Annotated in this window: 26 protein-coding genes and 1 riboswitch; of the genes, 13 read left to right on the top strand and 13 right to left on the bottom strand. The window is 56.1% G+C overall.

The genetic code is table 11. The features are described 5' to 3' along the window. Window positions 1–19: 19 nt before the first annotated feature. Entirely contained in the window at window positions 20–658 is a 639-nt protein-coding gene (locus tag ABLO27_RS03065) for a VOC family protein (protein ID WP_353030356.1), read from the bottom strand. Between the two features lie 199 nt (window positions 659–857). Here ABLO27_RS03065 and ABLO27_RS03060 point away from each other — a divergent pair, with 199 nt between their 5' ends. Then, on the top strand, window positions 858–1,667 hold the full coding sequence (locus tag ABLO27_RS03060) for an alpha/beta hydrolase family esterase (protein ID WP_353030355.1): 810 nt from the start codon (window positions 858–860) through the stop codon (window positions 1,665–1,667). A 61-nt stretch (window positions 1,668–1,728) separates the two neighbouring features. Here the strand turns inward: ABLO27_RS03060 and ABLO27_RS03055 are convergent, their stop codons facing one another. Beyond that, window positions 1,729–2,289 carry a luciferase family protein gene (locus ABLO27_RS03055; RefSeq protein ID WP_353030354.1) on the bottom strand — a complete coding sequence of 187 codons (561 nt, stop codon included), beginning with the start codon at window positions 2,287–2,289 and terminating at the stop codon, window positions 1,729–1,731. A 20-nt stretch (window positions 2,290–2,309) separates the two neighbouring features. Continuing rightward, window positions 2,310–2,780: a c-type cytochrome gene (locus ABLO27_RS03050; RefSeq protein ID WP_353030353.1), complete on the bottom strand. Its 471-nt coding sequence runs from the start codon at window positions 2,778–2,780 to the stop codon at window positions 2,310–2,312. A 97-nt stretch (window positions 2,781–2,877) separates the two neighbouring features. Here ABLO27_RS03050 and ABLO27_RS03045 point away from each other — a divergent pair, with 97 nt between their 5' ends. Then, window positions 2,878–3,756, top strand: coding sequence for a LysR family transcriptional regulator (locus ABLO27_RS03045; protein ID WP_353030352.1), 879 nt, complete (start codon window positions 2,878–2,880; stop codon window positions 3,754–3,756). A 251-nt stretch (window positions 3,757–4,007) separates the two neighbouring features. After that, window positions 4,008–4,373, top strand: coding sequence for a YybH family protein (locus ABLO27_RS03040; protein ID WP_353030351.1), 366 nt, complete (start codon window positions 4,008–4,010; stop codon window positions 4,371–4,373). Between the two features lie 79 nt (window positions 4,374–4,452). On the opposite strand, the gene ABLO27_RS03035 is transcribed toward ABLO27_RS03040, so the two are convergent. Beyond that, window positions 4,453–5,646: a CynX/NimT family MFS transporter gene (locus ABLO27_RS03035; protein ID WP_353030350.1), complete on the bottom strand. Its 1,194-nt coding sequence runs from the start codon at window positions 5,644–5,646 to the stop codon at window positions 4,453–4,455. 126 nt (window positions 5,647–5,772) lie between these two features. Between ABLO27_RS03035 and ABLO27_RS03030 the strand changes: the two genes are divergently transcribed. After that, window positions 5,773–6,321: an amino acid synthesis family protein gene (locus ABLO27_RS03030; RefSeq protein WP_353030348.1), complete on the top strand. Its 549-nt coding sequence runs from the start codon at window positions 5,773–5,775 to the stop codon at window positions 6,319–6,321. 36 nt (window positions 6,322–6,357) lie between these two features. Beyond that, window positions 6,358–6,777: a GFA family protein gene (locus tag ABLO27_RS03025; RefSeq protein ID WP_353030347.1), complete on the top strand. Its 420-nt coding sequence runs from the start codon at window positions 6,358–6,360 to the stop codon at window positions 6,775–6,777. A gap of 77 nt (window positions 6,778–6,854) precedes the next feature. Here the strand turns inward: ABLO27_RS03025 and ABLO27_RS03020 are convergent, their stop codons facing one another. After that, window positions 6,855–7,238, bottom strand: coding sequence for a hypothetical protein (locus tag ABLO27_RS03020; RefSeq protein WP_353030346.1), 384 nt, complete (start codon window positions 7,236–7,238; stop codon window positions 6,855–6,857). 265 nt (window positions 7,239–7,503) lie between these two features. Further along, window positions 7,504–8,283 carry a FadR/GntR family transcriptional regulator gene (locus ABLO27_RS03015; RefSeq protein ID WP_353030345.1) on the bottom strand — a complete coding sequence of 260 codons (780 nt, stop codon included), beginning with the start codon at window positions 8,281–8,283 and terminating at the stop codon, window positions 7,504–7,506. Window positions 8,284–8,531: 248 nt separating this feature from the next. Here ABLO27_RS03015 and ABLO27_RS03010 point away from each other — a divergent pair, with 248 nt between their 5' ends. The 3 genes from ABLO27_RS03010 (at window position 8,532) to dld (ending at window position 13,548) form a co-directional block, all read left to right on the top strand. Beyond that, a complete protein-coding gene (locus tag ABLO27_RS03010; RefSeq protein ID WP_353030344.1) occupies window positions 8,532–9,581 on the top strand; it encodes a TRAP transporter substrate-binding protein in 1,050 nt (349 codons plus the stop codon). Window positions 9,582–9,706: 125 nt separating this feature from the next. Further along, window positions 9,707–11,773, top strand: a complete 2,067-nt coding sequence (locus tag ABLO27_RS03005) for a TRAP transporter large permease subunit (protein WP_353030343.1) — start codon at window positions 9,707–9,709, stop codon at window positions 11,771–11,773. A 56-nt stretch (window positions 11,774–11,829) separates the two neighbouring features. Next, on the top strand, window positions 11,830–13,548 hold the full coding sequence (gene dld, locus ABLO27_RS03000) for a D-lactate dehydrogenase (RefSeq protein WP_353030342.1): 1,719 nt from the start codon (window positions 11,830–11,832) through the stop codon (window positions 13,546–13,548). Window positions 13,549–13,623: 75 nt separating this feature from the next. Here dld and ABLO27_RS02995 read toward each other — a convergent pair whose 3' ends face one another. Further along, complete coding sequence (locus ABLO27_RS02995) at window positions 13,624–14,571, bottom strand: homoserine O-succinyltransferase (RefSeq protein WP_353030341.1); 948 nt, start codon at window positions 14,569–14,571, stop codon at window positions 13,624–13,626. A gap of 37 nt (window positions 14,572–14,608) precedes the next feature. After that, a riboswitch (SAM-I-IV-variant riboswitch) is annotated at window positions 14,609–14,714 on the bottom strand. Between ABLO27_RS02995 and ABLO27_RS02990 the strand changes: the two genes are divergently transcribed. Next, window positions 14,678–14,944: a hypothetical protein gene (locus tag ABLO27_RS02990; RefSeq protein WP_353030340.1), complete on the top strand. Its 267-nt coding sequence runs from the start codon at window positions 14,678–14,680 to the stop codon at window positions 14,942–14,944. Its footprint overlaps the riboswitch before it by 37 nt. An 11-nt stretch (window positions 14,945–14,955) precedes the next feature. On the opposite strand, the gene ABLO27_RS02985 is transcribed toward ABLO27_RS02990, so the two are convergent. Both ABLO27_RS02985 and ABLO27_RS02980 read right to left on the bottom strand, forming a co-directional pair. Beyond that, complete coding sequence (locus ABLO27_RS02985) at window positions 14,956–15,159, bottom strand: helix-turn-helix transcriptional regulator (RefSeq protein WP_353030339.1); 204 nt, start codon at window positions 15,157–15,159, stop codon at window positions 14,956–14,958. Next, entirely contained in the window at window positions 15,156–15,554 is a 399-nt protein-coding gene (locus ABLO27_RS02980; protein WP_353030338.1) for a hypothetical protein, read from the bottom strand. Before ABLO27_RS02980 ends, ABLO27_RS02985 begins: the two co-directional genes overlap by 4 nt. Window positions 15,555–15,811: 257 nt before the next feature. Between ABLO27_RS02980 and ABLO27_RS02975 the strand changes: the two genes are divergently transcribed. Next, window positions 15,812–16,531, top strand: coding sequence for an SDR family oxidoreductase (locus ABLO27_RS02975; protein ID WP_353030337.1), 720 nt, complete (start codon window positions 15,812–15,814; stop codon window positions 16,529–16,531). Between the two features lie 100 nt (window positions 16,532–16,631). Here ABLO27_RS02975 and ABLO27_RS02970 read toward each other — a convergent pair whose 3' ends face one another. Then, entirely contained in the window at window positions 16,632–16,943 is a 312-nt protein-coding gene (locus ABLO27_RS02970) for an ArsR/SmtB family transcription factor (protein WP_353030335.1), read from the bottom strand. A 48-nt stretch (window positions 16,944–16,991) separates the two neighbouring features. On the opposite strand from ABLO27_RS02970, the gene ABLO27_RS02965 reads away from it, so the two are divergent. Next, window positions 16,992–17,828, top strand: coding sequence for an alpha/beta fold hydrolase (locus ABLO27_RS02965; protein WP_353030334.1), 837 nt, complete (start codon window positions 16,992–16,994; stop codon window positions 17,826–17,828). A gap of 34 nt (window positions 17,829–17,862) precedes the next feature. On the opposite strand, the gene ABLO27_RS02960 is transcribed toward ABLO27_RS02965, so the two are convergent. The 3 genes from ABLO27_RS02960 to ABLO27_RS02950 form a co-directional block, all read right to left on the bottom strand. Continuing rightward, entirely contained in the window at window positions 17,863–18,267 is a 405-nt protein-coding gene (locus ABLO27_RS02960) for a nuclear transport factor 2 family protein (RefSeq protein WP_353030333.1), read from the bottom strand. Between the two features lie 291 nt (window positions 18,268–18,558). After that, window positions 18,559–18,819 (bottom strand): hypothetical protein, encoded by a 261-nt coding sequence (locus ABLO27_RS02955; protein ID WP_353030331.1) that lies wholly within the window; start codon window positions 18,817–18,819, stop codon window positions 18,559–18,561. Window positions 18,820–18,993: 174 nt separating this feature from the next. After that, on the bottom strand, window positions 18,994–19,923 hold the full coding sequence (locus tag ABLO27_RS02950; RefSeq protein ID WP_353030330.1) for a LysR substrate-binding domain-containing protein: 930 nt from the start codon (window positions 19,921–19,923) through the stop codon (window positions 18,994–18,996). Window positions 19,924–20,047: 124 nt separating this feature from the next. Here ABLO27_RS02950 and ABLO27_RS02945 point away from each other — a divergent pair, with 124 nt between their 5' ends. Together ABLO27_RS02945 and ABLO27_RS02940 are read left to right on the top strand one after the other, a co-directional pair. After that, window positions 20,048–20,233, top strand: a complete 186-nt coding sequence (locus tag ABLO27_RS02945) for a YdcH family protein (protein WP_353030329.1) — start codon at window positions 20,048–20,050, stop codon at window positions 20,231–20,233. A 446-nt stretch (window positions 20,234–20,679) separates the two neighbouring features. Then, window positions 20,680–21,507, top strand: a complete 828-nt coding sequence (locus ABLO27_RS02940; protein WP_353030328.1) for a bifunctional allantoicase/(S)-ureidoglycine aminohydrolase — start codon at window positions 20,680–20,682, stop codon at window positions 21,505–21,507. Window positions 21,508–21,742: the final 235 nt, after the last annotated feature.

The raw sequence follows: 21,742 nt of genomic DNA, 5'->3' as shown, positions 1-21,742 counted from the left end.
ACGCACATGTAGCGCTGAGTCAGGTCAGTTCTTTCAATCCTGAGGGCGTTTCAATCACCGCCCGATAACGAACTTTGGGGCCCTTTGCGATTTCCAGCGGCTGATCAACCACGAGATCCTGGTACAGCCCTGCGATTGAAACGGGATCGGGATGCTCAAGTGCCAGTGACCGAAGTTGCGCTCCAAGGTCCGGAATCTCGTCCATTGATGTGGGATCGCCTCTATGGTCGATCAGTGACGGCAGCACGCCATCTAGCGGAAGCGAGCCGTCTTTCGGAATGCAGAAGGCAAAGGATGGCTTGTCGAAAGGCAGCGGCACTTCCTCACCGAAGTGAACTCGGTGTTCCCGGGGAATGGACTTGATACGGTCGGTGTTGGCAACCCAGCCTCTCAACCGCCGGCCTTCCTCCCAGTCCGAGCGAACACTTTCCTGGTCATCGAGACCGAACCAGCGCGCTCGCCCGGGCAAAACACCTTCAGGATCAAGCGCCACGATCTCCAGATAGACCCTGCCCCCGAGCTGAAGCCTGTGATTGTGCGTGCCCATGTATTCGTGTCGGGTTCCGAATGGAATGTCGAGGTCAAGGCACTCCCGAACATGCGAGACACCTTCGTTCAGCGATGGGGCGATGACGGTGATGTGGTCGAGATTGAGCACTTGCTGAGGTCTCCAGATGTCGAAGCGACGATTTGAGCAGACGACCCGTATGAATCAAGGACAGCCGTCGTTCGCAAGTTAATACGGCTTGCTGGTACAACCAACCGGTCTTCGCAAGGACTCACCTTCACGGACATTTGCCTTGCAGGTCACCAGTTCGATGCAAATGATCCTCTCCTGCAATTCAAGAGGCTGACCGATGCGTGCGATCCTTCTTTTGCTGTTTCTTATGTTTATTCCATTCACGGCTTCAGCCTGCGGCACAAAGACAAAATGCGAAGTCGAAGGCGGGTACTATCTGGCTGCGGAACCAGCGGACTGGGACCAAAAGACACCTCTTCGTCTGGTCGTCTACTTTCACGGTTGGAACGCGTCGCCCGAAGGCACATTCCGCAACCGGGCAATGGTCAACAGCGCCACGCAACGAGGTGCACTCTTCGTCGCCCCGTTTGCGCAAACTGGCTACTGGCGTCAGATCGGCGCCGGGCGGGCCGAGCGCGGGCGCGACGAAGCAGCTTACGTTCGTGCCGTCCTGGAGGATGTTCGCAAGCGTTGGCCAATCGATGAACACCAGACATTGGCCTCTGGCTTTTCGCGCGGAGCATCGATGGTTTGGAACGTCGCCTGCTACACTGGTGACCTGTTCAGGGCCTATGCCCCAATTGCTGGTGGCTTCTGGAGATCAAATCCGCAAACCTGCCCAACCGGCCCGGTCAACCTGCGCCACATCCATGGACTGGCCGATCGTGTCGTCGCCTTTGACGAAATCGGCATCTACAATTCCATGCCGATCCCAGAGGGTTTTGACATTCTCTCTGAGACAAACGGCGTATCCGGAAATAGCCGCGAGGTCGATAGCGGCGACCAGCGCCTCACCTGCACAAGATGGGACAGGAGCGAAAGCGGCCGCGTTCTCGAACTTTGCCTGCACGAACGCGGGCATTCCATACCTGCCGAGTGGGTTGGCCACGGACTGGACTGGCTCGCGGAGCTGCCGGAAGGATCATAAGACTGCACTTGGCGCAGAAGCGTGTTCGGTGTTGAGCCGGAGCTATGGCCGGACCGAAGGACTATCGGTCCGGCGCAACAAAGGTCTGACCGGTGACATAGTTGTACCCGTCAAGAACAAGCTGGAACACAATGTCTGTCTCTTCGATCGAGCGAGGGGTAAAAATCAATACGAATCCTTCCCAGCCCGGTCGACTGTTGGCCCAGGGATGCATAACTGCCCAACCGGCCTTGACCGCTTCGCGCGCGCGTTTCGGTGGCAAAGAAGCGTGCAGACTTCCATCCGGGTGCAAATGTGCGAACTCCCGCCCGCCGACAATTGCTTCTGGGTGTGCCAAGTTCAAGGTTTCATCAAGCCAGAAACCCTTGGCACCGGGCAATGAAATAACCGTTGCGCGAATGTCCACTCCCGGAAGGGTCGACACCTTGCGCAACAGCCGGTTCGATAGCTTGGGGACGGGTTTCGCTCCGATCTGGATATGTGGAACCTTACCTGTGGTGCGCGGCACGACGCCGTCACGCTGAGGGAGGAGAAAGTCTTCGGCGTGGGTGGTTTTCAGAGAACCGCCGACAATCAGCAGCAACGCGAAGACAAGGCTCCCGGAGAACAACCAGTTTTTCATGCCGTTCCGATCCGATTCCGTTATTCGCTTTCGCGAAATTTCTTGTGGCAAGCGCTACAGGCACCACCGATTGCACCAATGTTTGCCTGGATATTCTCCAGACCGGTATCTGCAACTTCGGACATGGCAATCGCAGCTTCAGCAAGAGTTTTGTTGATCTCGGCGCTTTCCGGGTAGGTTGTCCAGGCTTCCGATTTTGCGCGGGTCTGGCCCGGCAGCGCCGCGCTGTCAGACCCTTGTGGCCACGCTGCACCATTGTTCATGGTTGCGAGGACCGTGATGTTTTCAGCCGCAATCCTGGCAGCTTCCGGATTGTAATCGACTTCGCCCTTTGCCATTGCCGCCAGTTGCCCCAGGTTCCAGGCATAAAGCGACATGACAGCTTTACGCGCCTTGATCGCATTGTCGAATTTACCCTCCGCAATGGCCGTGCTCAAACCAGCCACCACGGTGAAGACCAGTGCGCAGATCAAACTCAGTCCGTATTTCATCGGACACTCCCAAGCTGTGCAAAATTGAACATCAAAAATTTCCCACGATCAAAAACCGGTGTAAATTCGGAAAAAACCGGCAAAAGGATGTGCGCTCATGCACAAGCTACGTTGGGATGATCTTCAGTATGTTCACGCTGTTGCTGAACACGGGTCGCTGTCGGCGGCGTCTCGCCTGCTCGGCGTAAACCATGCAACGGTCTTGAGACGGATTGCCCTTCTTGAGACTTCCCACGACGTCAAGCTGTTCGACCGGGGAACCGATGGGTATCGGCTCAGACCTGAAGGCCGTGCTCTCCTGGCATCGCTGAAGTTGATGGATCATGCATCTGCAAGAATTCGCAGAAGCCTGGCGTTGACGTCAAAAGGGATCGAAGGAACATTTCGTCTAGCCACAACCGACGCAATAGCCTGCCTTCTTCTTCCCAAATATCTGAAGTCACTTGCAGACACCCATCCCAACATCAACATAGAAGTCGCCGCATCAAACAATCCGGTCGACATGTCGTTGTCCGGGGCGGAGATACTGATTAGGCCCGGGAAAGAACTGCCGCCGGAACTTAGCGGCGTGCGCGCGGGATCAATTCATTTTGCGGTTTTTGGAGCTCCAGAATATCTGGAAAGGACTTCTGATCTAGCAATCGATGAGCACAAATGGTTAGGGGTTGCACCCGGCTTCGCGAAATCCACTGTCGGCGAGTGGCAATTCTCAAGCGTTCGCGACCGGTTTGAATTCTCCGCGGACAGCTTTCTGACACTCGCCAACATGGCAGCCCAGGGACTTGGTCTGGCCATGTTGCCGGTATTTGTCGGGCAGAACACACAGCATCTCGTTCCCTTTGATCATTTTCCGACCGAACCCGAAACTGGTGTCTGGGTAGCGACGCATAGGGAATTCCGGGAGCAAACCAATATCGAGGTGCTCATGGACTTCTTCACCGAGGCTCTCAGATCCGACCCTGTTGGCGTGCGTTAGATCCTCTGCTCTTGCGAACAGGCTATTCCCATTTTGCCCTTCGCACCGATCAAATAGCAGCAATAGATCAACCGCTTACATCAATCGATCCTACTTCCCAATGCTTGATTCCGCTTGCTGGCAAAGGTTTCTGACCACTCATTCTCCTTACCACCGCATCACCATCATTGACGTCACATCGAAGAAAAACGACCATCTGGCGACATGGAGTTGGCGCAAGCCTCGTTATCCCGAACCCGAGGGCAGTCAGAATGAATGGTTCACCAGAATTCAAGGACGAGTGCCAGAACCTGTTCAATCGTTACGTGGACTTTTATCGCTCCGCCGACGCCGCAGGCTGCTCCTTGATGTTTGAACCGGAAGCCGAGCTCTATTCACCATATGGTCCGCCCGCGATCGGACGAGCAGCCATTGCGGCAACCCATGGCGAATGGGTGCAAGAAGGCGGCGAGAACAAAGACATCAATGTATTAAGTGCGGATTGTGATGGCGATCTCGGTTGGTGCGTCGCCCGCTTCAGTGAAGGAACGGACGACAGCGGAACATCGGTCAATGTTCTGGCACGGCAAGCCGATGGAAGCTGGCTCATCAAGCTTTGCAGCTTGAACGAGACTTGAAGATCGCCTTCCTACTAATTGGCGCCGGTTTTCAGCGGATCATGCAGTCTCACCGCTCAACTCGTTTCGCATCCATTCTTCAGGCGCTTTCCCTCATGCACCCCATCACTCTGCCGGCGCACTCGCGGTCCGGCTTTGTCGAAGCAGAAGCAAGGCAGCTATACACGTCAATGACATCACGCTGCCAGCGATGAAGGCTGTTCCGGCGTCTCCAGTACGATCCGCCAGAGTTCCGGCAAATCTCGGTGCGATCATCATGACCGCATAATAGAGAGTGAAGAAAACCCCCAATGCCAAAGGTTCGACTTTCTGGCGGCAGAACCGCAGCCAGCAAAGTCATGATGGGCCCGGCGGCAAGCGCAAACAGTCCACCGACCACAAGAAAGACCAGAGCAATTGCCCAGGGAGGAAGCAAGGGAACCAGGGGCATAAACACGGCAAAGCTTCCCAGGCTGACAGCGATGATACTGTCGCGGCGCCCAGTCCAATCCGCAAGAATGCCACCAAGAGGCAGTGCAATCGAGAAAATCACCATGAATGCGCTGATGGCCGTACCGGCTTCCGCCAGTGACCATCCTTGCTCATTCAGAAGCGCCGGTCCGAAGCTGAACACCATGGCAAGAGCGGCATTGTAGAGAGCCCAGATGATGCCGGCGAGCGTAAGAGGGTAAAGGGGCAGTCTCGCGAACCGGAGACCTGCGGTTGCCTCCACACCTTCTGGCGGTTGGTACAGGGTGAGAAAAGCGACCAGCCCGGCAAGGATAAGGCCAGACACCATCCACCAACCCAAGGCGAGTCCGCCGACCTGCGCGGTAACAGGAAGTACCAGCAAAGCAGCAGCAATACCCACTGGCCAGGAATTCACGAAGATTGCCATCGCGGTGGAAATTTCCTTCCCGGAAAACCAGTCGACAAGCATTTTGGTCATGACGACGTTGAGGATGACACCACCGGCACCCGCCATCAGCCTGGACGCGACCAACAGGTTCCACTCGTCATAAATGTTCGCCATGAGACCGCCGACGAGCATCATGACCATGCCGAGCGCAACAATGCGTTTGTCACCGAAGCGGACAGCGATCGCTCCGCCGGGAATAGCAATGAACACTCCGGGCGCCAGATACAGTCCGACCAGCAGGCCGATATCCGCAAGACTGGCCGAATACTCTTCGATTATGAGTGGAGACAGTGCTCCAGTTGCCTGAAACTGGAACGCCATTGTGAATCTGGCGAAAAACAGGACGGCCAAGATCGACCAGCGGTTCAGGTTCATTCCCCTCTCCTCCCGAAAATGAGTGCATGCCGATCCGGAAAACGCAAGCGTTCGCGCAGGTGCCTCGTTCGACAGGAGCCGAAAAATGCGCAAGACTTGGGCATTCTCGCAGACTTGGAGCACACCATGCCCGTTCGTCGCAAATCTCTGTTCATCAAGGAAATCATCACGACCGACGCCTTCGGTCAGCCTTGCGACCCTGTCACACGCGTTGCAGCGATGGTCGTTTTCACCAATCCTCTCGCTGGTCGCTTCGAGACCGATCTGTCCGAGCTCTTTGAAATAGGCGCAACGCTCGGCTCAGAACTGGCCGAACAGGCGGTTGCCCAACTCGGGAACGCCCCCGTCTCTTATGGAAAGGCTGCTATCGTCGGCATTGGCGGTGACATGGAACATGGCGGTGCCGTTATTCACCCCAAACTTGGCGCCCCGATGCGCGCAGCGGCGGGTGGCGGCGAGGCTGTCATTTCATCAAATGTGAAAACAGGAGGCCCGGGAACCTCCATAGATCTGCCATTGGGACACAAGGACAACCCTTGGTCGTTCGACCATTTCGATACCATGACCCTGACCGTACCGGATGCTCCTCTTCCTGGAGAAATCGTGATGTGTCTTGCCTATGCCGACCGGGGCCGCCCACTGCCAAGATGTGGAAGCGGACCAGTTCGAACTTGATCAAGGAGTATTGGAACAGGTAGCGGGAGAACAAGGATGAGCAGCACACTGGACGGCGGTTGTCACTGTGGCGCCATTCGCTATCGCGTCACCGGAGCACCAGAGCTGGTGGAGTTATGCCATTGTGAGAGCTGCCGAAAATCGATCGGCTCGCCTTTGGCAGCATGGGCTGCCTTTTCCCACGACAAATTCGAACTGTTGACGGGCCATCTGAAGGAGCATCAATCTTCCCAGACCGTCACACGCTCGTTCTGTAGCTCCTGCGGAACATCGCTGACACTGGTTGACCGGCGGTTCGCCCAAGAGATTTACATAACAATCGCATCGCTTGATCAGGCCGAGGCGTTGCCGCCACATTTTCATATCTGGCGCTCGCAGCGCCTTTCATGGCTGGAAACGGCGGACAGTTTACCCAGATATCGATGTTTCAAGTCCGACGGCATTGTCGAAGAATAAAGACCGGTCATGGGCGATTGCTTGCTTAGCCTGACAGGAACCCCTTGCCCAAAGCTCATGTACGTCTCGACTGACGGTCAACACCGGCAATCCAGAATATCGTCAGCCTCGTTCGGGCAAACGAGTTCCTGGCGAGGAAATCCCATTCTGTGCTGACCAAGTTCAGCGAAAAATCCGCCATTGGCCCAACACCATTTGCCCTCTCCCAACACGGTATTTGATGCATCGCAGGATCGGCCAAGATAAAGCGTTTCCCTTTCACGTGTTACCGAAGAACCCGCCCCAGCTTCATGGAAACGGGTGACCGGATATTGCGACTGCAAGACGTAGCCGGACTTGTTGCAGCTCAGTGACCAGCTGTGATTGTCGCTGACATAACCATAGTCTTCCGCATGCGTGATCGAGGATAGCAGGGCCGCTGAAGCGATTGATATTGCGAGGACTTTAAGTTCTGACGCCATTTCGGAATCCTCGTTGTGCCTTTGCAATTGAAGAACCGGAACAACGATTCTGCCTGAAGGTGGCGAGAAATGCCAGTTCGCAGCACGCGGGCCAAATTGTCTGTTTTGCTCACCAAGTCTGCAAATATGCAGTCAGAGATTGTCACTCCCGACAGTCAAACATGCATGGTCTCAGATCTGGTTGGGGCGCAAGCACATGCCACGGCAAGCTATCTACTTGGCAACTCCAAGCGGCTCAGCATTCCAATCTCTTCGCGTTGGCGATCTAAAGTCCTGAGGCTTGCTTGCGCTTCTTGGCAAAGGCTTCGCGCCGCTCACGGTCCTCTCCGATACGGAACGACATTTCAACGAAATCGAGATGATCCCGCGCGGCAGCTTCCGCTTCTTCGGGACTGCCGGCAAGGACGGCGGCCGCGATACGCAAATGTTGCTCAAGCAGGCGTTCGCCGGAACCGTCAATCGTGCGAAGGTAACGGCGATTGTAAAAGACCCCCCGGCGTGTGAGGTCGTAAATAGAGCGCATCATGTGAATGAGCATGGCATTGTGGCTTGCATTGACGATGACGCTGTGAAACCTGACGTCCGCCTCTTCCGATGCCTCCAGGTCGCCCTCTTCCTGCGCCCGCTCCAGCTCGGCGACGACTTCCTCAATCGCAGCCCGATCCGATGAAGTCGCCCTTTCGGCAGCCAGCCGCGCCGCCAAGGCTTCCTGTTCCTTGCGATATTCCAGATAATCATAGAAGGCCACGCCGTGGCGCGCATATAGATCGATGAGCGCCGGGGTCATTGCTTGACCGGAAAGCTGGGCGACAAATGTCCCCTCCCCGTGACGGACATGGAGCAGCCCCAGATCTTCAAGCCGCTTGAGCGCATCGCGCACCTTGGGGCGAGACACGTCAAAACGTTCCGACAATTCTCTTTCGGATGGCAGGCGAGCTCCTTCAGGCAGGATCCCCTGGACGATGAGGCTCTCCACCTGGTTGGCGACGAGATCCACCACCGACTCCGCGGCGATAGGTTCGAACAAGTTGTTCAGATCACTCATGCTGCACCTCCGCCCACAGTGGTAATCTTGCTTTACCTCATGAGCAAGTATTTTCCCTCATAATCGGCGATTTTCTTTCTGTTTCCCAATTTCTTAGCTTTCTAGAAGTGACCTTTAAAACCCTCAATTTTCAACAAGAGGTAAACAAAATTGTTGACTGAAGCAGGAGGTTAATTTTATTTACCTCTGGTTTTTCGTTGCTCAGCGCCCCGCTCCGGGCCGCCAGCAACCACCCTGGAGGAGAAGACATGACCAAATTTCTGACCGGCCTCGTGCTTGCCGCCGGCCTTGCCGCACAACCGGCTCTTGCTGCCGACAAACTGATGCTGAAAGTGCCCGTTGCGTTCTCAACCGAACTGCCGAGCCTCGGCACGCCGATCCCGCGTGTTGCTGAAGAAGTCAAACTGATGTCCGGCGGCACGCTTCGCATGAAGGTTTACGAACCCGGCAAGCTGGTTCCTGCGTTCGAAATCCTTGACGCTGTGTCTTCGGGCAAAATCAATGCGGGCTACACCACCGCTGGCTACTGGGCGGGCAAAATCCCGGCCGCACCACTGTTTTCCGCCATTCCCTTCGGCCCGGAAGCTGGCGAGTACATGGCATGGATCTATTACGGCAACGGTCTTGAGCTGTACCAGCGCATGTATGATGAAGCCGGATACAACGTGAAAGTTCTGCCGTGTGCAGTGATCGCGCCGGAAACCTCCGGCTGGTTTTCCAAGGAGATCAATTCTGCCGATGATCTCAAGGGCCTGAAAATGCGTTTCTTCGGCCTTGGCGGCAAGGTCATGGAAAAACTCGGCGTTGCCACCTCCCTTCTTCCGGGCGGTGAAATCTTCCCGGCGCTTGAAAAGGGTGCCATCGACGCAACCGAGTTCTCCATGCCGGCGATCGACCAGCGCCTGGGCTTCCACAAGGTAGCGAAATACAACTATTTCCCCGGCTGGCATCAGCAAGCCACGGTTTTCGAACTCCTGATCAACAAGGACGTCTGGAACGAAGCTTCCGAGCAGCACCAGCACATTCTGGCCGAAGCCTGCAAGGCCTCGATGGCTGACAGCTTTGCGGAGGGCGAAGCCCTGCAGTTCGATGCGCTGAAGCGCAATGTTGAGGAAAACGGCGTTGAGATCCGCAAGTGGAGTCCTGAGATGCTGCAGCTCTTCCGGGATACCTGGGAAGAAGTTGCCGCGGAAGAAAGCGCCAATGATGCTTACTTCGCCGAAGTCTATGCAGACCTGAGCCAGTTCCGCTCCAACTACGACCTGTGGGAAGAAAACGCGTTCCTGCCGCGCTTCTGATCCCAAAAGAACTGCCGTGTCCGGACCACCGGGCACGGCTTCCCGACTTTGTCAGCGCATCAGCTGCAGCCCTTGACGGGACTGCGAACAGGTGAGCTGCGGCCGTACTGAGGAGGACCGGCGCGATGACCATGAACACGGACTACGAAGGCGATCTCGCCGAGACCTATGAGGCGATCACCGAGCACAAGGACCCGGACCGCTTCGGCGTCGCAGTCGCCATCGACAACGCAGTCAAGTTCACCGGCCATGTTGTCATGCTGGCAAACCTCGTACTTATCGCGGCCATTGTCATCCAGGTCGTCCTGCGTTACGCGTTCAACATCAATTTCCCGAAGCTCGACGAACTGCAGTGGCACATCTATGGCCTCGTCACCATGATCGGCGTTTCCTACGCGCTGACAACGGACAGCCACGTTCGCGTCGACCTGTTGCACATGCAGCTGTCACGGCGTGCGCAAAGGGTCATTGAAATCCTCGGCATCCTTTTCCTGCTTGCTCCTTTCATCTGGCTGATGATCGACCAGGGCTTCGACTATTTCCAGGAAAGCTATCGCGTAGACGAGCGCTCCTCGTCCGCCACGGGCCTGCCCTATCGCTGGGCCTTCAAGGCGATCATTCCGATCAGCTTCGTCCTTCTGGGCATTGCGGCCCTTGCACGCCTTCTGCATGACGTTCACGCCATTGTCGTCGCCGACCCTTCTGAGCGCGAAGGCCGGGGCTTTGCGCGCCTCCTGGTTCTCATCGGAATCTTTGTGCTGGTTACGGCCGGACTTTCGACCCTGGTCGAAACGACCGAGGAAATGCTCGTCATCGCCATGTTCATGAGCTTTGTCGGCCTGCTGTTTACTGGTTTCCCGGTAGCCTGGACACTGGCCGGAACAGGCATAATTTTCTGTGGGCTCGCTTACCAGTTCGATATGGGCAACATGGCTTGGACCGGCCTTGAGGATACGTTCACCGGCCTTGATTATCTGACGCTCGGCGCCGTTGTGAACCGGGTTTATGCCGTCATGTCCAATGCTGTTCTGGTGGCATTGCCGATGTTCATCTTCATGGGCCTGATGCTTGACGAAAGTGGTGTCGCTGAACGGCTGATGACCTCAATGACCCGGCTGTTCGGCACCGTGCGTGGCGGCCTTGCCATTACCGTCACTCTGATCGGCATCATCCTTGCCGCCTCGACCGGTATTGTCGGCGCCTCCGTCGTGCTCCTCGGCGTGCTCTCCCTGCCGGCCATGATGCAGCACCGCTATTCCAAAACACTGTCGACCGGTGTCGTTGCCGCCTCAGGCACGCTTGGCATTCTCATACCGCCGTCGATCATGCTGGTGATCATGGCGGACCAGATGGCGCTTTCCGTCGGCGACCTGTTCATGGCGGCGGCCATTCCGGGGATGCTACTGGGGGCGATCTATCTGCTCTATATATTCGGCCTTGCACTTCTCAATCCGAAAGCGGCTCCGGCCCCGGAAGGCGCCCGCGCGCCGGACTGGGCAGCCATCAAGGACATCTTTGTCGCGCTGTTGCCGCCGCTGGCCCTGATCTTTGCGGTCCTCGGCTCGATCTTTGCGGGTATCTGCACTCCCACCGAGGCCTCGGGCATTGGCGCTATCGGCGCAACACTGCTGGCGCTTGCCTATCGCAAACTGACTTTCACGAAGACATGGAACGTTCTGAAGGCCACCTTCAACACCACCGCCTACATCTTTGCCATCTTCCTGGGCGCGACGGTGTTCTCCTTTGTGCTACGCGAGCTCGGCGGCGACGAACTCATTGAAAACATGGTCATGTCGACCGGCCTTGGCCCGAGCGGTACCGTGATCTTCATCCTCGGCATCGTCTTCCTGCTGGGCTTTGTGCTCGATTGGGTCGAAATCACCCTGATCGTGCTGCCGTTGATGCGTCCGATCGTCAACGGGCTTGGTCTCGACATTCCAGGCTTCGGCGCAATGGATGAACCTGCACTGGTGTGGTTCGTTATCCTGGTGGCAGTGACACTGCAGACCTCGTTCCTGACACCTCCCGTTGGCTTCTCTCTTTTCTACCTGAAAGGGGTTTGCCCGGACGGCATCAAACTGACGGACATCTACAAAGGGATCATTCCATTCGTGCTGCTGCAGCTGCTTGGCCTGTCCCTCGTGTTCCTGTGGCCTGCGCTCGCCACCTGGCTGCCTTCGGTCGCCTACTGATCCAACCAGCGTGCCGCTCGCTGCGGCCCGCTGCTCCTTCCAGGACGAGGCTTGCCATGACCCGCGACACGCTGATCGAGAACTTGAAAAATATTGTCGGCAATCGTCATTGTCTGACGGAGAAAGGCAAGACCGAACGCTACCGTAAAGGCTTCCGGTCCGGTGAGGGCGAAGCAGTTGCGGTGGTTGTACCAGGCACGCTTGTCGAGATGTGGCGGGTTCTGGAAGCCGTTGTTGCAGCCGATTGCATCACCATCATGCAGGCCGCAAACACCGGACTGACGGAAGGCTCCACACCAAAAGGCAACTACGATCGGGATGTGGTCATCATCTCAACGCTGCGCCTCGACAAACTCCACGTGCTCGACGAAGGCCGCCAGATACTCAGTCAACCTGGCGGAACCCTGTTCACTCTTGAGAAACTCCTGAAGCCTTACGGCCGTCAACCGCATTCGGTCATCGGCTCATCGTGCATCGGCGCGTCCATCATCGGCGGTGTGTGCAACAATTCAGGCGGCGCGCTCGTGCGGCGTGGTCCAGTTTATACCGAGCTTTCTCTGTTTGCGCAGATCAACGCTTCGGGCGAACTCGAACTCATCAACCACCTGGGAATTGATCTCGGACAATCTCCGGAAGAAATTCTCGGAAAACTCGACCGCAACGAAATCGATCCGACGTGTGTGCAAGGTAACACAGGCCGCGGCTCCGACGACAGCTACAGCGACCGTGTCCGCGATGTCGACGCCGCGACCCCTGCCCGATTCAATGCCGATCCACGCGGTCTTCACGAGGCATCCGGCTCGGCCGGAAAAATCGCTGTCTTTGCCGTGCGTCTCGATACCTTTCCCGTCGAAACCGGTGAAAAGGTCTATTACATCGGCACCAATGATCCGGCCGAGCTGACAGCCTTGCGCCGCCGACTATTGACGGAACTGCCGGAATTACCCGTCAGCGGCGAATATCTGCACCGCGAGTGTTTCGACGTCGCGCACAAGTATGGCAAGGACACGGTGTTGATGATCGACTGGTTCGGCACCGACAGACTGCCATTGTTCTTTGCCCTGAAGGGCGCCATGGATGCCCGGCTGAACAAAATTCCCTTCCTGCCGAAAAACCTGACCCACAGGATGATGCAATTCCTCTCCCACCTGGCTCCCGAGGCATTGCCGCGCCGAATGCGAGATTTTCGCGACAAGTTCGAACATCATCTTATTCTGAAGGTTTCGGGTTCGAGCGCGGCACAGACAGAGGGCATACTTGCCGACACACTTGGCACCGACGGATGGTATCTCTGTGATGACAAAGAAGCCGGCAAGGCGATGTTGCATCGGTTTGCGGCCGCGGGTGCCGCGGTGCGCTACGGCGCTGTCCATGCCAACGAATGCGCGGACATTCTTGCGCTCGACATAGCCCTGCGACGCAACGATGCCGACTGGTTTGAGAAACTGCCAGCAGACCTCGAAGAGCATATCGAGGCAAAGCTCTACTACGGCCACTTCCTCTGTCACGTCCTGCATCAAGACTATGTCGTGAAGAAAGGCTCAGACCCCAAAGCCCTGAAGGCCAGCATGCTGGAGCTTCTTGACAAACGCGGCGCAGAGTACCCGGCGGAGCACAATGTCGGGCATCTTTACGAGGCAAAACCGGCACTCGCCGATCACTACAGGTCCCTCGATCCGACCAACAGCTTCAATCCCGGCATCGGCAAGATGTCGCGGGAACGAAATTATGGTCATTCCTGTTGCAGTCATCACCACGAGAATGCTGCCGAGTAGGCAGTGGTGACATCAATTGCCTGGGTTTTTGCCCGCGCCGCAAATTGCTCTGATCGGCCCGGCAGCATCCTTCGACTAGGCGCCAGCACTGAGAGGCGCGGCTGACTCGGTGTCCTCAGTCCTTCCGATCGAGTTTATGTCGAACGGCGTGGTCTGGTACATATCGTTGATCCAATTGCCGAACAGCAGATGCGCGTGGCCGCGCCAACTGTTTTCCGGTGGCAGTGACGGATTGTCCTCCGGGAAATAGTTTTGAGGCAGCCTGCCGCCACCATCGCGAGCAAATTCTTCGCCAAGGGTCTCGGTGTCATATTCGAGATGATTGAACATCAGCAGCATGCGGCGTGCAGGATCCTCCAACAGGCAGAGGCCGCTGTCGTCATTCTCTGCCAGAACTCTCAATCCACTATCTGCCGGAATGTCGTCGTGCCTGTTCTCTGTCCAGCGGGAAACCGGCACTTCAAATTCATCGCAGAAGCCGCGCAGATAAGGAGACGTCGGAGCGAGATTTCGATGCTTGAAGACCCCGAACCGCTTTTCAGGCAGCAAGTGCTTGGGCAAGCCGTGGAAATGATGAACGGCGGCCTGAGCGGCCCAGCAGATCATGAAACAGCGATGGACGTGGGTTTGCGTCCAGTTGAAAACTTCCGAAAGCTCCGGCCAGTAACGCACTTCCAGAAAGGGGCGCTTTTCCACCGGAGCACCGGTGATGATGAAACCGTCAAAGCGCTCGTCTCGAATGTCCGCCCAGGGCCGATAGAAAGCCTCCATGTGTTCCGCAGGCGTGTTTTGCGGAACATGATCCGTCATTCTCACAAGCGTCAGCTCGACCTGCAATGGGGTGGCCCCGAGCAGGCGCGCGATCTGCGTTTCGGTCTTGATCTTGTTCGGCATCAGGTTGAGCAGACCAATCCGCAGCGGCCGGATATCCTGGCGCATGGCTTCAGCCTCACGCATCACGATCACACCTTCGGATTCCAGTGAGCGGCGGGCAGGAAGATTGTCGGAGATTTTAATTGGCACGTGCGTCGATCCCTTTTTGCTGAAACGACGCTAATGGCGAGATCCGTTTGGTTGCCGGTTCGGCCACATTCCCCTTTCGGAGCACCACCTTGCTCGGAGCAGCAGGTTGGCGTTGGGCGTCGCCCCAACTCATAATGCGACGATCTTTTTATGTTGCCGGATCAGAATTGGCAACGGTGAATTATCACAATTCGTTCAAGTGGATCTGGCAGGCGTGGCACTTGATATGGAGAAGATCCTGCCAGACCACATCGCCATTGAAGTGTCAGTCTGGCTCGTTACGCATCGCGAACTTCGAACAAGCCGAGGCGTTAAACTGGCCTTTGATGTGTTTGCAGGAAGGCTATCTGCCAACATCGCCCGCACTGCGTGATGCAGCTCAGATCAATCTGGCAATTGAAACAGGTCTTCTACACGCACATTCAGAGCGCGGGCGAGTTTCAGGGAAAGGATCGTCGACGGTACGAAGACGCCATTTTCGACCGTGTTGATCGTTTTCCGGCTGACGTCGACCAGCTGAGCAAGCTCTGTCTGTGTCAGACCTGCCTCTTGGCGATGCTCCTTCAGATGGGTCTGTAGCTGCTTCACCCGGCACGCCCACGAAATGTTGCGATCGCCATCCACACAGACGGCGCGCAAATCAGCACGGCACCAATCCAAAGCAGCGCCTCAGACGCCTCCAATCCACGGGATTGGCTCAGAAAAAACAACACCCAAAAGCCGATCAACGCCGCCCAGTAGCCAAACTGATAAGATCCACGATGCGAGGCGACGGTCTGCTCGTCCCAGGATGGTCTGATAGCGCGAGGCCTGAAGATCGAGACGACAAATTGGGCAACAGCGCCCAGAATTGCGACAGCCCCGAGACCGATTATGTATCCGGATTCAATTGGAACTCCCACGGCGATGGAAAACAAGACGCCTGCAATCCCGCACACGAGCAATAGATTTGCGGCAAGCCGCGTCAAAGTCAGCGCATTCATGTCTCACCCCGCTTCTGTAACCTTCGCGTTACATGGGATTAAGAACGTGTAACGTCAAGGTTACATTTTCACCAAAAGGACACTTGCCAGACTCGGGGTTTCGACTGTTGACCGTTGGTAGTCTTCCATCCCGCTTCGCGGTGCGCCCTTGCGCGCGATGACATGCCCCATTGCACGCCGAAGGTGTATGGCCATGGCCTTCCGTGATAAAAATAGTTCGCAAAGTGATAGGCGCTGGACAGGAGGGAGTGGTTGAAATGAAGCAGCGTACGTTTCTTGTCACTGGTGCCAGCAGCGGCATCGGCCGTGCCGTTTGTGACCGTTTGAACCGCGATGGACATACTGTCATAGGTCTGGCACGCCACAAAGACCCAACTTTTCCTGGCGAACTTGTATCTGTTGATCTGACCAACGCCGACGTCACGGCATCCGTTCTGGCTGACATTGCCTGCCGGCACCGGTTGAGCGGGGTCGTGAACAATGTCGGCATTGTTGAAACACAACCCCTTGAGGATGTATCCCTCGACAAACTCAGGCTGGTTCTCGACCTGAACATACGTACCGCGGTTCAGGCTACACAGGCCGCCCTGCCCCGTATGCGTAAAGAGCAATGGGGACGGATCGTCAACATTGCCAGCCTTGTCGTTCTCGGGGGCCTTGAACGAACCTCTTACGCAGCGGCCAAAGCTGCCTTGATCGGCATGACCCGGGACTGGGCGCTTGAGCTTGCTGCCGAAGGCATTACAGCCAATGTGGTGGCGCCGGGCTCCACCGACACGAAGATGTTCCGCTCATTTGCACCGCCGGGCAGTTCCGAAGAAGCTGCCTACACCAACATTATCCCGGTCAAACGGCTCGGTGAACCAAGAGAACTTGCCGCCGCAATCTGCTTTTTCATGAGTGAAGATGCGGGCTTCATTACCGGACAGACACTTCATGTCGATGGTGGAGAGTCCATCGGCAAAGCCTCTTTTTGAGCAGCGTGACAATACTCTCGTGCTGCGTTGAACATCGCTTGCGAAAGTTGCTGGAAAGCGATATGTCGAAAAAGCGTTCGGTCTCGCCTGCCCACGAGCTCTATGTAGCTGCCAGTTCCTGCTGCAACCACGCCAGATAGTCCCGGATAGCAGCTTCATCGCGTTTGCAGTAAGACCACTTCTGATGCTTGCGAACGATAATAAATCCAGCCTGTTTCAGGATTTCCAAATGCCTGCTGGCGGTAGGCTGAGCGACGCCCAATGCCTCCGCGATCAACGTCATGCAGACGCCAAATTCTACAGGGTCCGCTGACCACTGGCTTGCAAAATGTTTTTCGGGCTCGGCCAGCAGCCTCAGGACAGACATCCTGGCTTCGCTGGCCATTGCCCTGACTTGGGTTGACCGATCCATAAATATCTTCATATAGTCATTTAGCTAAATGTCAATATGAGTACAGTCATGCTGGAACTGCCGGGCAAGTCGATAATTGAAGGGAACACGGTCAGATGGGGTGCAATTGGCGAAGGTCCTCCCCTCGTCGCCATTCACGGCACGCCGTTTTCTTCGCAAGTGTGGCGCAGGATCGTGCCTCATCTGGCAAACCGGAGGACGGTCTACTTCTTCGATCTGGTGGGATACGGGCAATCGGAGATGCGCGAGGGCCAGAACGTTTCTCTGGCCGTGCAAAACAGGGTTCTGAAAGCCCTGTTCAGCGAATGGGGGCTCGACCGTCCGGACGTTCTGGCACATGACTTCGGCGGCGCCACAGCGCTCAGAGCCTATTTCCTCGACGGATTGCGGTATGCGTCCCTGACGATCTTCGACGCTGTCGCACTCGCGCCCTGGGGCTCTCCCTTTGTCCAGCACGTCAGGATGCATGAGGAAGCGTTTTCCAAGATGCCTGATTACATGCACCGGGCCATGCTGGAGGCGTATTTGCAGACCGCGGCGCACAATCCGTTGTCCGCGGAAGCCATGGAAATCTACTGCACCCCATGGCTGGGACCGGTCGGTCAGCCCGCGTTCTACCGGCAGATCGCGCAGATGGACCAGAAGCATACCGACGAAGCTCAGGAAAAATATCGCGTCCTGGATTGTCCGGTCACTGTTCTTTGGGGTGAAAACGACGAGTGGATCCCGTATGAGAAAGGCGCGTCACTCGCAGCACTGATATCCGACCGACCGTGCATTCCGGTTCAGAATTCCGGTCATCTGGTGCAGGAGGACAGCCCAGAGGCCATCGTGGCTGCCGTTCTCAACCAGATTGCAGGCGAAAGAGCGAAAGCATTGATCTGATCCCGGAGGTCGAATTTCAGGAACCGCGAAAGCCTTACGCAGATCGCCAGCCATTGGCACAAGGAAGCGCGACGGTCAGACGCCATGTGCCCTCGCAGTTTCGCATCACGTAGTGGCTGTCGATTTTCTCAAGCAGCGATCCGTCCTTTTTGAACCTCTGAACATTGGAAACGTCAACAACGGCCAGTCCATTCCCGCAGGAAACCGCACTGACAGGCCCCAGTGTCGTGTGGCTGAAACCTGACTTTTCCAGTTCAGAGATCATCTCTTCGAAAAAGGCGAGAAGTACTTGCCGGTTCGGTAATGTGACGGCTCCACTCGGAAGCACGAAGGTTGTTGGCTCATCATAACAGGTAACCACCCCTTCCAGATCGCGCCGGTTCCAGCAATCCAGATACCGGTCAAACAGGTCTTGTGCTTCTTTGCTTGCGTCACTCATTGATGCTTCTGCCTTAAATCTACGGGTCCAAAAGGCACAAACTAACCTACTCCTGGTGGAATGTCAGAAACTGCAGCAGAAAGTTGCTTCTCCAAAAGACCTAATTTGAAGAGCCAGGCGAAAATCATTACTCCTGCGGCACTCAATTCGCCCTAGAAGTCCATGGTTCAAGGTTCTGCCGCAGGTTTGAAACCAACAACCAGGACCTGTTCTTTGCCTGATCATTTCCCTGACCAAGATTGACTGATGATCCAAGGTGGAAGCTCCAAGGCGAGCGCAATGGTGCTGAGATCAACCTTCGACGTAAAGAACAACGGTAGAAGGACGCACTCCGTCGTACTTCATTGCCGCGGCACCGGCATCGCTCTTCATTTTCGCTTCGAACGCAGCCAGGTCTTCAACATCCATGGTTACCGCCACCCGGTTAGCACCACCTGGCAGCACATATGTCCTGATGTTTGCACCAATTCCGGCAAAAACTTCTTCGCGTTTTGGAGAAGCAAGCCAGTGTGCGACATCGTCTACTTCGTGTGTGGCAACAATCTTGGGCATAGGACAATCCTTGTTTGAACATAGTCGTTTCAAACCCTGAATTTCATTCCTGCCCGAGCATTTCTTGCTGAAGTTTCAGCATAAAAACGAATTATGTCACCGCTGTGTTAGGTCACAGCAGAGCCTGCAGCGGCCAGATGCCTTCGTCAATAACGCGTCGCTTGTCAGGAATGCTCAAGCCGCCTCAACGCCTGTCACATGCATGTTTGCCACCGCCTCATGCGCCAGTGACAAGAGCTTCTCGTAATGAGCGGCCCTGGAGCTGCCGTGGCGCCAGACAAGATACATTGTTCGCTGCATCGGCACGCCTTCCACTTTCTTCAACAGAAGGTCGGGCTCCTTTCTGAACTCGGAGGCGATGTAGGCGGCGGGAAAAAGTGCCAGCCCCATTCCGATCGAGGCCATCTGCCGCAAGGCATCGAGGCTCGTTCCCTCATAGTCCTGCAGAAAGTCGGCACCTGCGGCCCGCGCCAATGCCTGAACATCGTTGTGCAGGCGGAACCCGGCGCTGAGCGAAAGGAGCTTTTCGCCTCTCAGAAGTGAGACAGGGATGACTTCCAGCCCGGAAAGCGGATGAGATCTTGGGACGGCTAGTGAAACGCTTTCATGGCACAAAACACGTTCTTCCAGTTGTCCCGAGGGCGCAACATCCGGCGTGATGATGCAGTCCAGCGCCCCGGCAGCCAGACCTTCTTCGAGAAGATTGGGCCGATCTTCACGAATATAAAGCTCCAGATCGGGAAACTCGCGCTTCAGGATGGGCAGCAGATAGGGCATGAAATACGGCCCGAATGTGGGGGACACACCAAGACGGATTAATCCGCCAAGATTTGCCTGCCCAACCTGCGCTGCCGCCACAATTTCGTCCAAACTCTCAATCGCCTGGCGTGCCAGCGGCAACAAGCGCTCACCGGCAGCTGTGAGGCTGATATCGCCTGCCCCTCGCTCCAGCAACGTGCAGCCCAATTGTTCCTCCAAGAGTTTGAATTGAGAGGACAAAGTCGGCTGCGAGACGTGACATTTCTCGGCTGCCTTACCGAAATGCAACGTTTCAGCGAGGGCAATAAAGTAGTCCAACTGGCGTGGAGACGGACGAAAACGCATCTGGATGACCCGGCTTATTGATGTTTTCTATCAATATAATTCAAACAATGTATTTCTTCTATGCAACTTTTCTCCCCATATCTGGATTGTCAGCGCAACAGCCGAAATGATGAGGAGATAGGCGATGTACAACCGTTTGAAATCCTTGCGTAGCCAGCACAATACCTTGGATTCTCTGATCCGTAGAGAGGAACTGCATCCCTATCCCGATACGCAACACATCCGCTCCCTGAAGAAGTTCAAGCTTCGACTGAGGGACGAGATCACCCGGATAGAGGGCGGTCTGAATTCCAACAGGCTGGCCTACTGACCAGCACCAACGACCACTTGAAACCAGGAATACCGGATATGAACCCGTTTTGGCCGTTCCTCCCCCTGCCTGCAATGCAGTCCCAGTTCTCCCGCCGAACAAGACTGCAAGACCTCGACGCACGGATGTCGTCCTTCCTGTCCGAGAAGCAGGCGTCGAGCACCAGCTGCCCCAAGGTGCTCGACAACATCAAGGTCGCTAAGTCGACCGTCCAGCGCGAGATGGCCCTAGAAACATAAGCGCCGGCCCGAGTTTCCTTCCCACTGGAAACGGCGCGAACCATCATGCTGGATCAAGACCCGCCCGCGTGGACCCCGCGGGCGGGTTCTTTTTTGTGAGTGAATTACCAATTGCGCTCGCCCCGGGACCGTTCTTAAGATTGATGCGAACCGTTGGACCACATGCTTTTTGCAGGCAGAGTGGTCCGGAACCATCAGGAACGCCTTATGACGTCCCCGACCTATTTTGCACCCAATGGCGGCCATCCGCCCCAAACACAGCTGCTCACCGACCGAGCCGTTTTTACAGAGGCTTACGCCGTCATACCCCGAGGAACGATGCGTGACATCGTTACCAGCTACCTGCCGTTCTGGGACAAGACAAGGCTATGGGTCCTCTCCCGTCCCCTTTCCGGCTTTGCCGAGACCTTTTCCCAGTACATCATGGAAGTTCAACCGGGCGGAGGGAGCCAGCAACCCGAAACCGATCCTCAGGCCGAGAGTGTTGTTTTCGTGGTTGAAGGCAGTATGACGCTGGTGCTCGACGGCGATTTGCATCTTATGGAGACAGGCGGATACGCCTATGTGCCGGCCGGATGCCCGTGGACGCTAAAAAACGAGAGCAGCGCCCCAGTCCGCTTCCACTGGATTCGAAAGGCCTACGAAGCGGTGGATGGACTTTCCCCGCCTGACGCATTTGTCGTGAACGAAAACCTGGTCGCTCCCATTGCCATGCCAGAAACCGACGGCAAATGGATGACCACCCGTTTTGCCGATCCCGCTGACCTCCGTCACGACATGCATGTCAACATCGTCACGTTCGAGCCCGGAACGGTCATCCCGTTTGCCGAAACTCATGTGATGGAACACGGCCTTTATGTCCTGGAAGGCAAGGCTGTCTATCGGCTAAATCAGGATTGGGTGGAAGTGGAAGCCGGTGACTACATGTGGCTGCGCGCTTTTTGTCCCCAAGCCTGCTACGCCGGAGGCCCGGGCAGGTTCCGCTATCTGCTTTACAAGGACGTCAATCGCCACATGAAGCTTCGCAGACCTTGAAAACTCCGCAAAAGAATTGAGAAATTGAGTCCGGACATTGCGGCAACCAGCTCAATTTAAACGGAAAAACACGGACTATCGCGAACAGTTTTTCGAAACGCGTCCTGCGCGCCCCTGAGAACCAGTGAAGCTCGACAGAGGGCCTTGGTGCGCCTCTCAATTCTGAGAAATGACCAAAAGGGTTTGGAAGTCTTGAGACGGCGCGTGCGCCGTCTCAGTGTTTGAAATTTACCGG

The organism is Roseibium sp. SCP15 (assembly GCF_040329435.1).
Lineage (GTDB): Bacteria > Pseudomonadota > Alphaproteobacteria > Rhizobiales > Stappiaceae > Roseibium.
This window is presented reverse-complemented; position numbering and strand designations above follow the sequence as displayed.

What these genes read in the sequence shown, in the direction of transcription:
- ABLO27_RS02975 (WP_353030337.1), top strand. Translation starts at nt 15,812, where the DNA reads ATGAAGCAGCGTACGTTTCTTGTCACTGGTGCCAGCAGCGGCATCGGC.
- ABLO27_RS03055 (WP_353030354.1), bottom strand. Translation starts at nt 2,289, where the DNA reads ATGAAAAACTGGTTGTTCTCCGGGAGCCTTGTCTTCGCGTTGCTGCTG.
- ABLO27_RS02950 (WP_353030330.1), bottom strand. Translation starts at nt 19,923, where the DNA reads ATGCGTTTTCGTCCGTCTCCACGCCAGTTGGACTACTTTATTGCCCTC.
- ABLO27_RS03045 (WP_353030352.1), top strand. Translation starts at nt 2,878, where the DNA reads ATGCACAAGCTACGTTGGGATGATCTTCAGTATGTTCACGCTGTTGCT.
- ABLO27_RS03035 (WP_353030350.1), bottom strand. Translation starts at nt 5,646, where the DNA reads ATGAACCTGAACCGCTGGTCGATCTTGGCCGTCCTGTTTTTCGCCAGA.
- ABLO27_RS03060 (WP_353030355.1), top strand. Translation starts at nt 858, where the DNA reads ATGCGTGCGATCCTTCTTTTGCTGTTTCTTATGTTTATTCCATTCACG.
- ABLO27_RS02955 (WP_353030331.1), bottom strand. Translation starts at nt 18,819, where the DNA reads ATGCCCAAGATTGTTGCCACACACGAAGTAGACGATGTCGCACACTGG.
- ABLO27_RS02945 (WP_353030329.1), top strand. Translation starts at nt 20,048, where the DNA reads ATGTACAACCGTTTGAAATCCTTGCGTAGCCAGCACAATACCTTGGAT.
- ABLO27_RS03020 (WP_353030346.1), bottom strand. Translation starts at nt 7,238, where the DNA reads ATGGCGTCAGAACTTAAAGTCCTCGCAATATCAATCGCTTCAGCGGCC.
- ABLO27_RS02940 (WP_353030328.1), top strand. Translation starts at nt 20,680, where the DNA reads ATGACGTCCCCGACCTATTTTGCACCCAATGGCGGCCATCCGCCCCAA.
- ABLO27_RS03010 (WP_353030344.1), top strand. Translation starts at nt 8,532, where the DNA reads ATGACCAAATTTCTGACCGGCCTCGTGCTTGCCGCCGGCCTTGCCGCA.
- ABLO27_RS03040 (WP_353030351.1), top strand. Translation starts at nt 4,008, where the DNA reads ATGAATGGTTCACCAGAATTCAAGGACGAGTGCCAGAACCTGTTCAAT.
- ABLO27_RS02980 (WP_353030338.1), bottom strand. Translation starts at nt 15,554, where the DNA reads ATGAATGCGCTGACTTTGACGCGGCTTGCCGCAAATCTATTGCTCGTG.
- ABLO27_RS02970 (WP_353030335.1), bottom strand. Translation starts at nt 16,943, where the DNA reads ATGGATCGGTCAACCCAAGTCAGGGCAATGGCCAGCGAAGCCAGGATG.
- ABLO27_RS03030 (WP_353030348.1), top strand. Translation starts at nt 5,773, where the DNA reads ATGCCCGTTCGTCGCAAATCTCTGTTCATCAAGGAAATCATCACGACC.
- ABLO27_RS03025 (WP_353030347.1), top strand. Translation starts at nt 6,358, where the DNA reads ATGAGCAGCACACTGGACGGCGGTTGTCACTGTGGCGCCATTCGCTAT.
- ABLO27_RS03050 (WP_353030353.1), bottom strand. Translation starts at nt 2,780, where the DNA reads ATGAAATACGGACTGAGTTTGATCTGCGCACTGGTCTTCACCGTGGTG.
- ABLO27_RS02965 (WP_353030334.1), top strand. Translation starts at nt 16,992, where the DNA reads ATGCTGGAACTGCCGGGCAAGTCGATAATTGAAGGGAACACGGTCAGA.
- dld (WP_353030342.1), top strand. Translation starts at nt 11,830, where the DNA reads ATGACCCGCGACACGCTGATCGAGAACTTGAAAAATATTGTCGGCAAT.
- ABLO27_RS03005 (WP_353030343.1), top strand. Translation starts at nt 9,707, where the DNA reads ATGACCATGAACACGGACTACGAAGGCGATCTCGCCGAGACCTATGAG.
- ABLO27_RS02960 (WP_353030333.1), bottom strand. Translation starts at nt 18,267, where the DNA reads ATGAGTGACGCAAGCAAAGAAGCACAAGACCTGTTTGACCGGTATCTG.
- ABLO27_RS03015 (WP_353030345.1), bottom strand. Translation starts at nt 8,283, where the DNA reads ATGAGTGATCTGAACAACTTGTTCGAACCTATCGCCGCGGAGTCGGTG.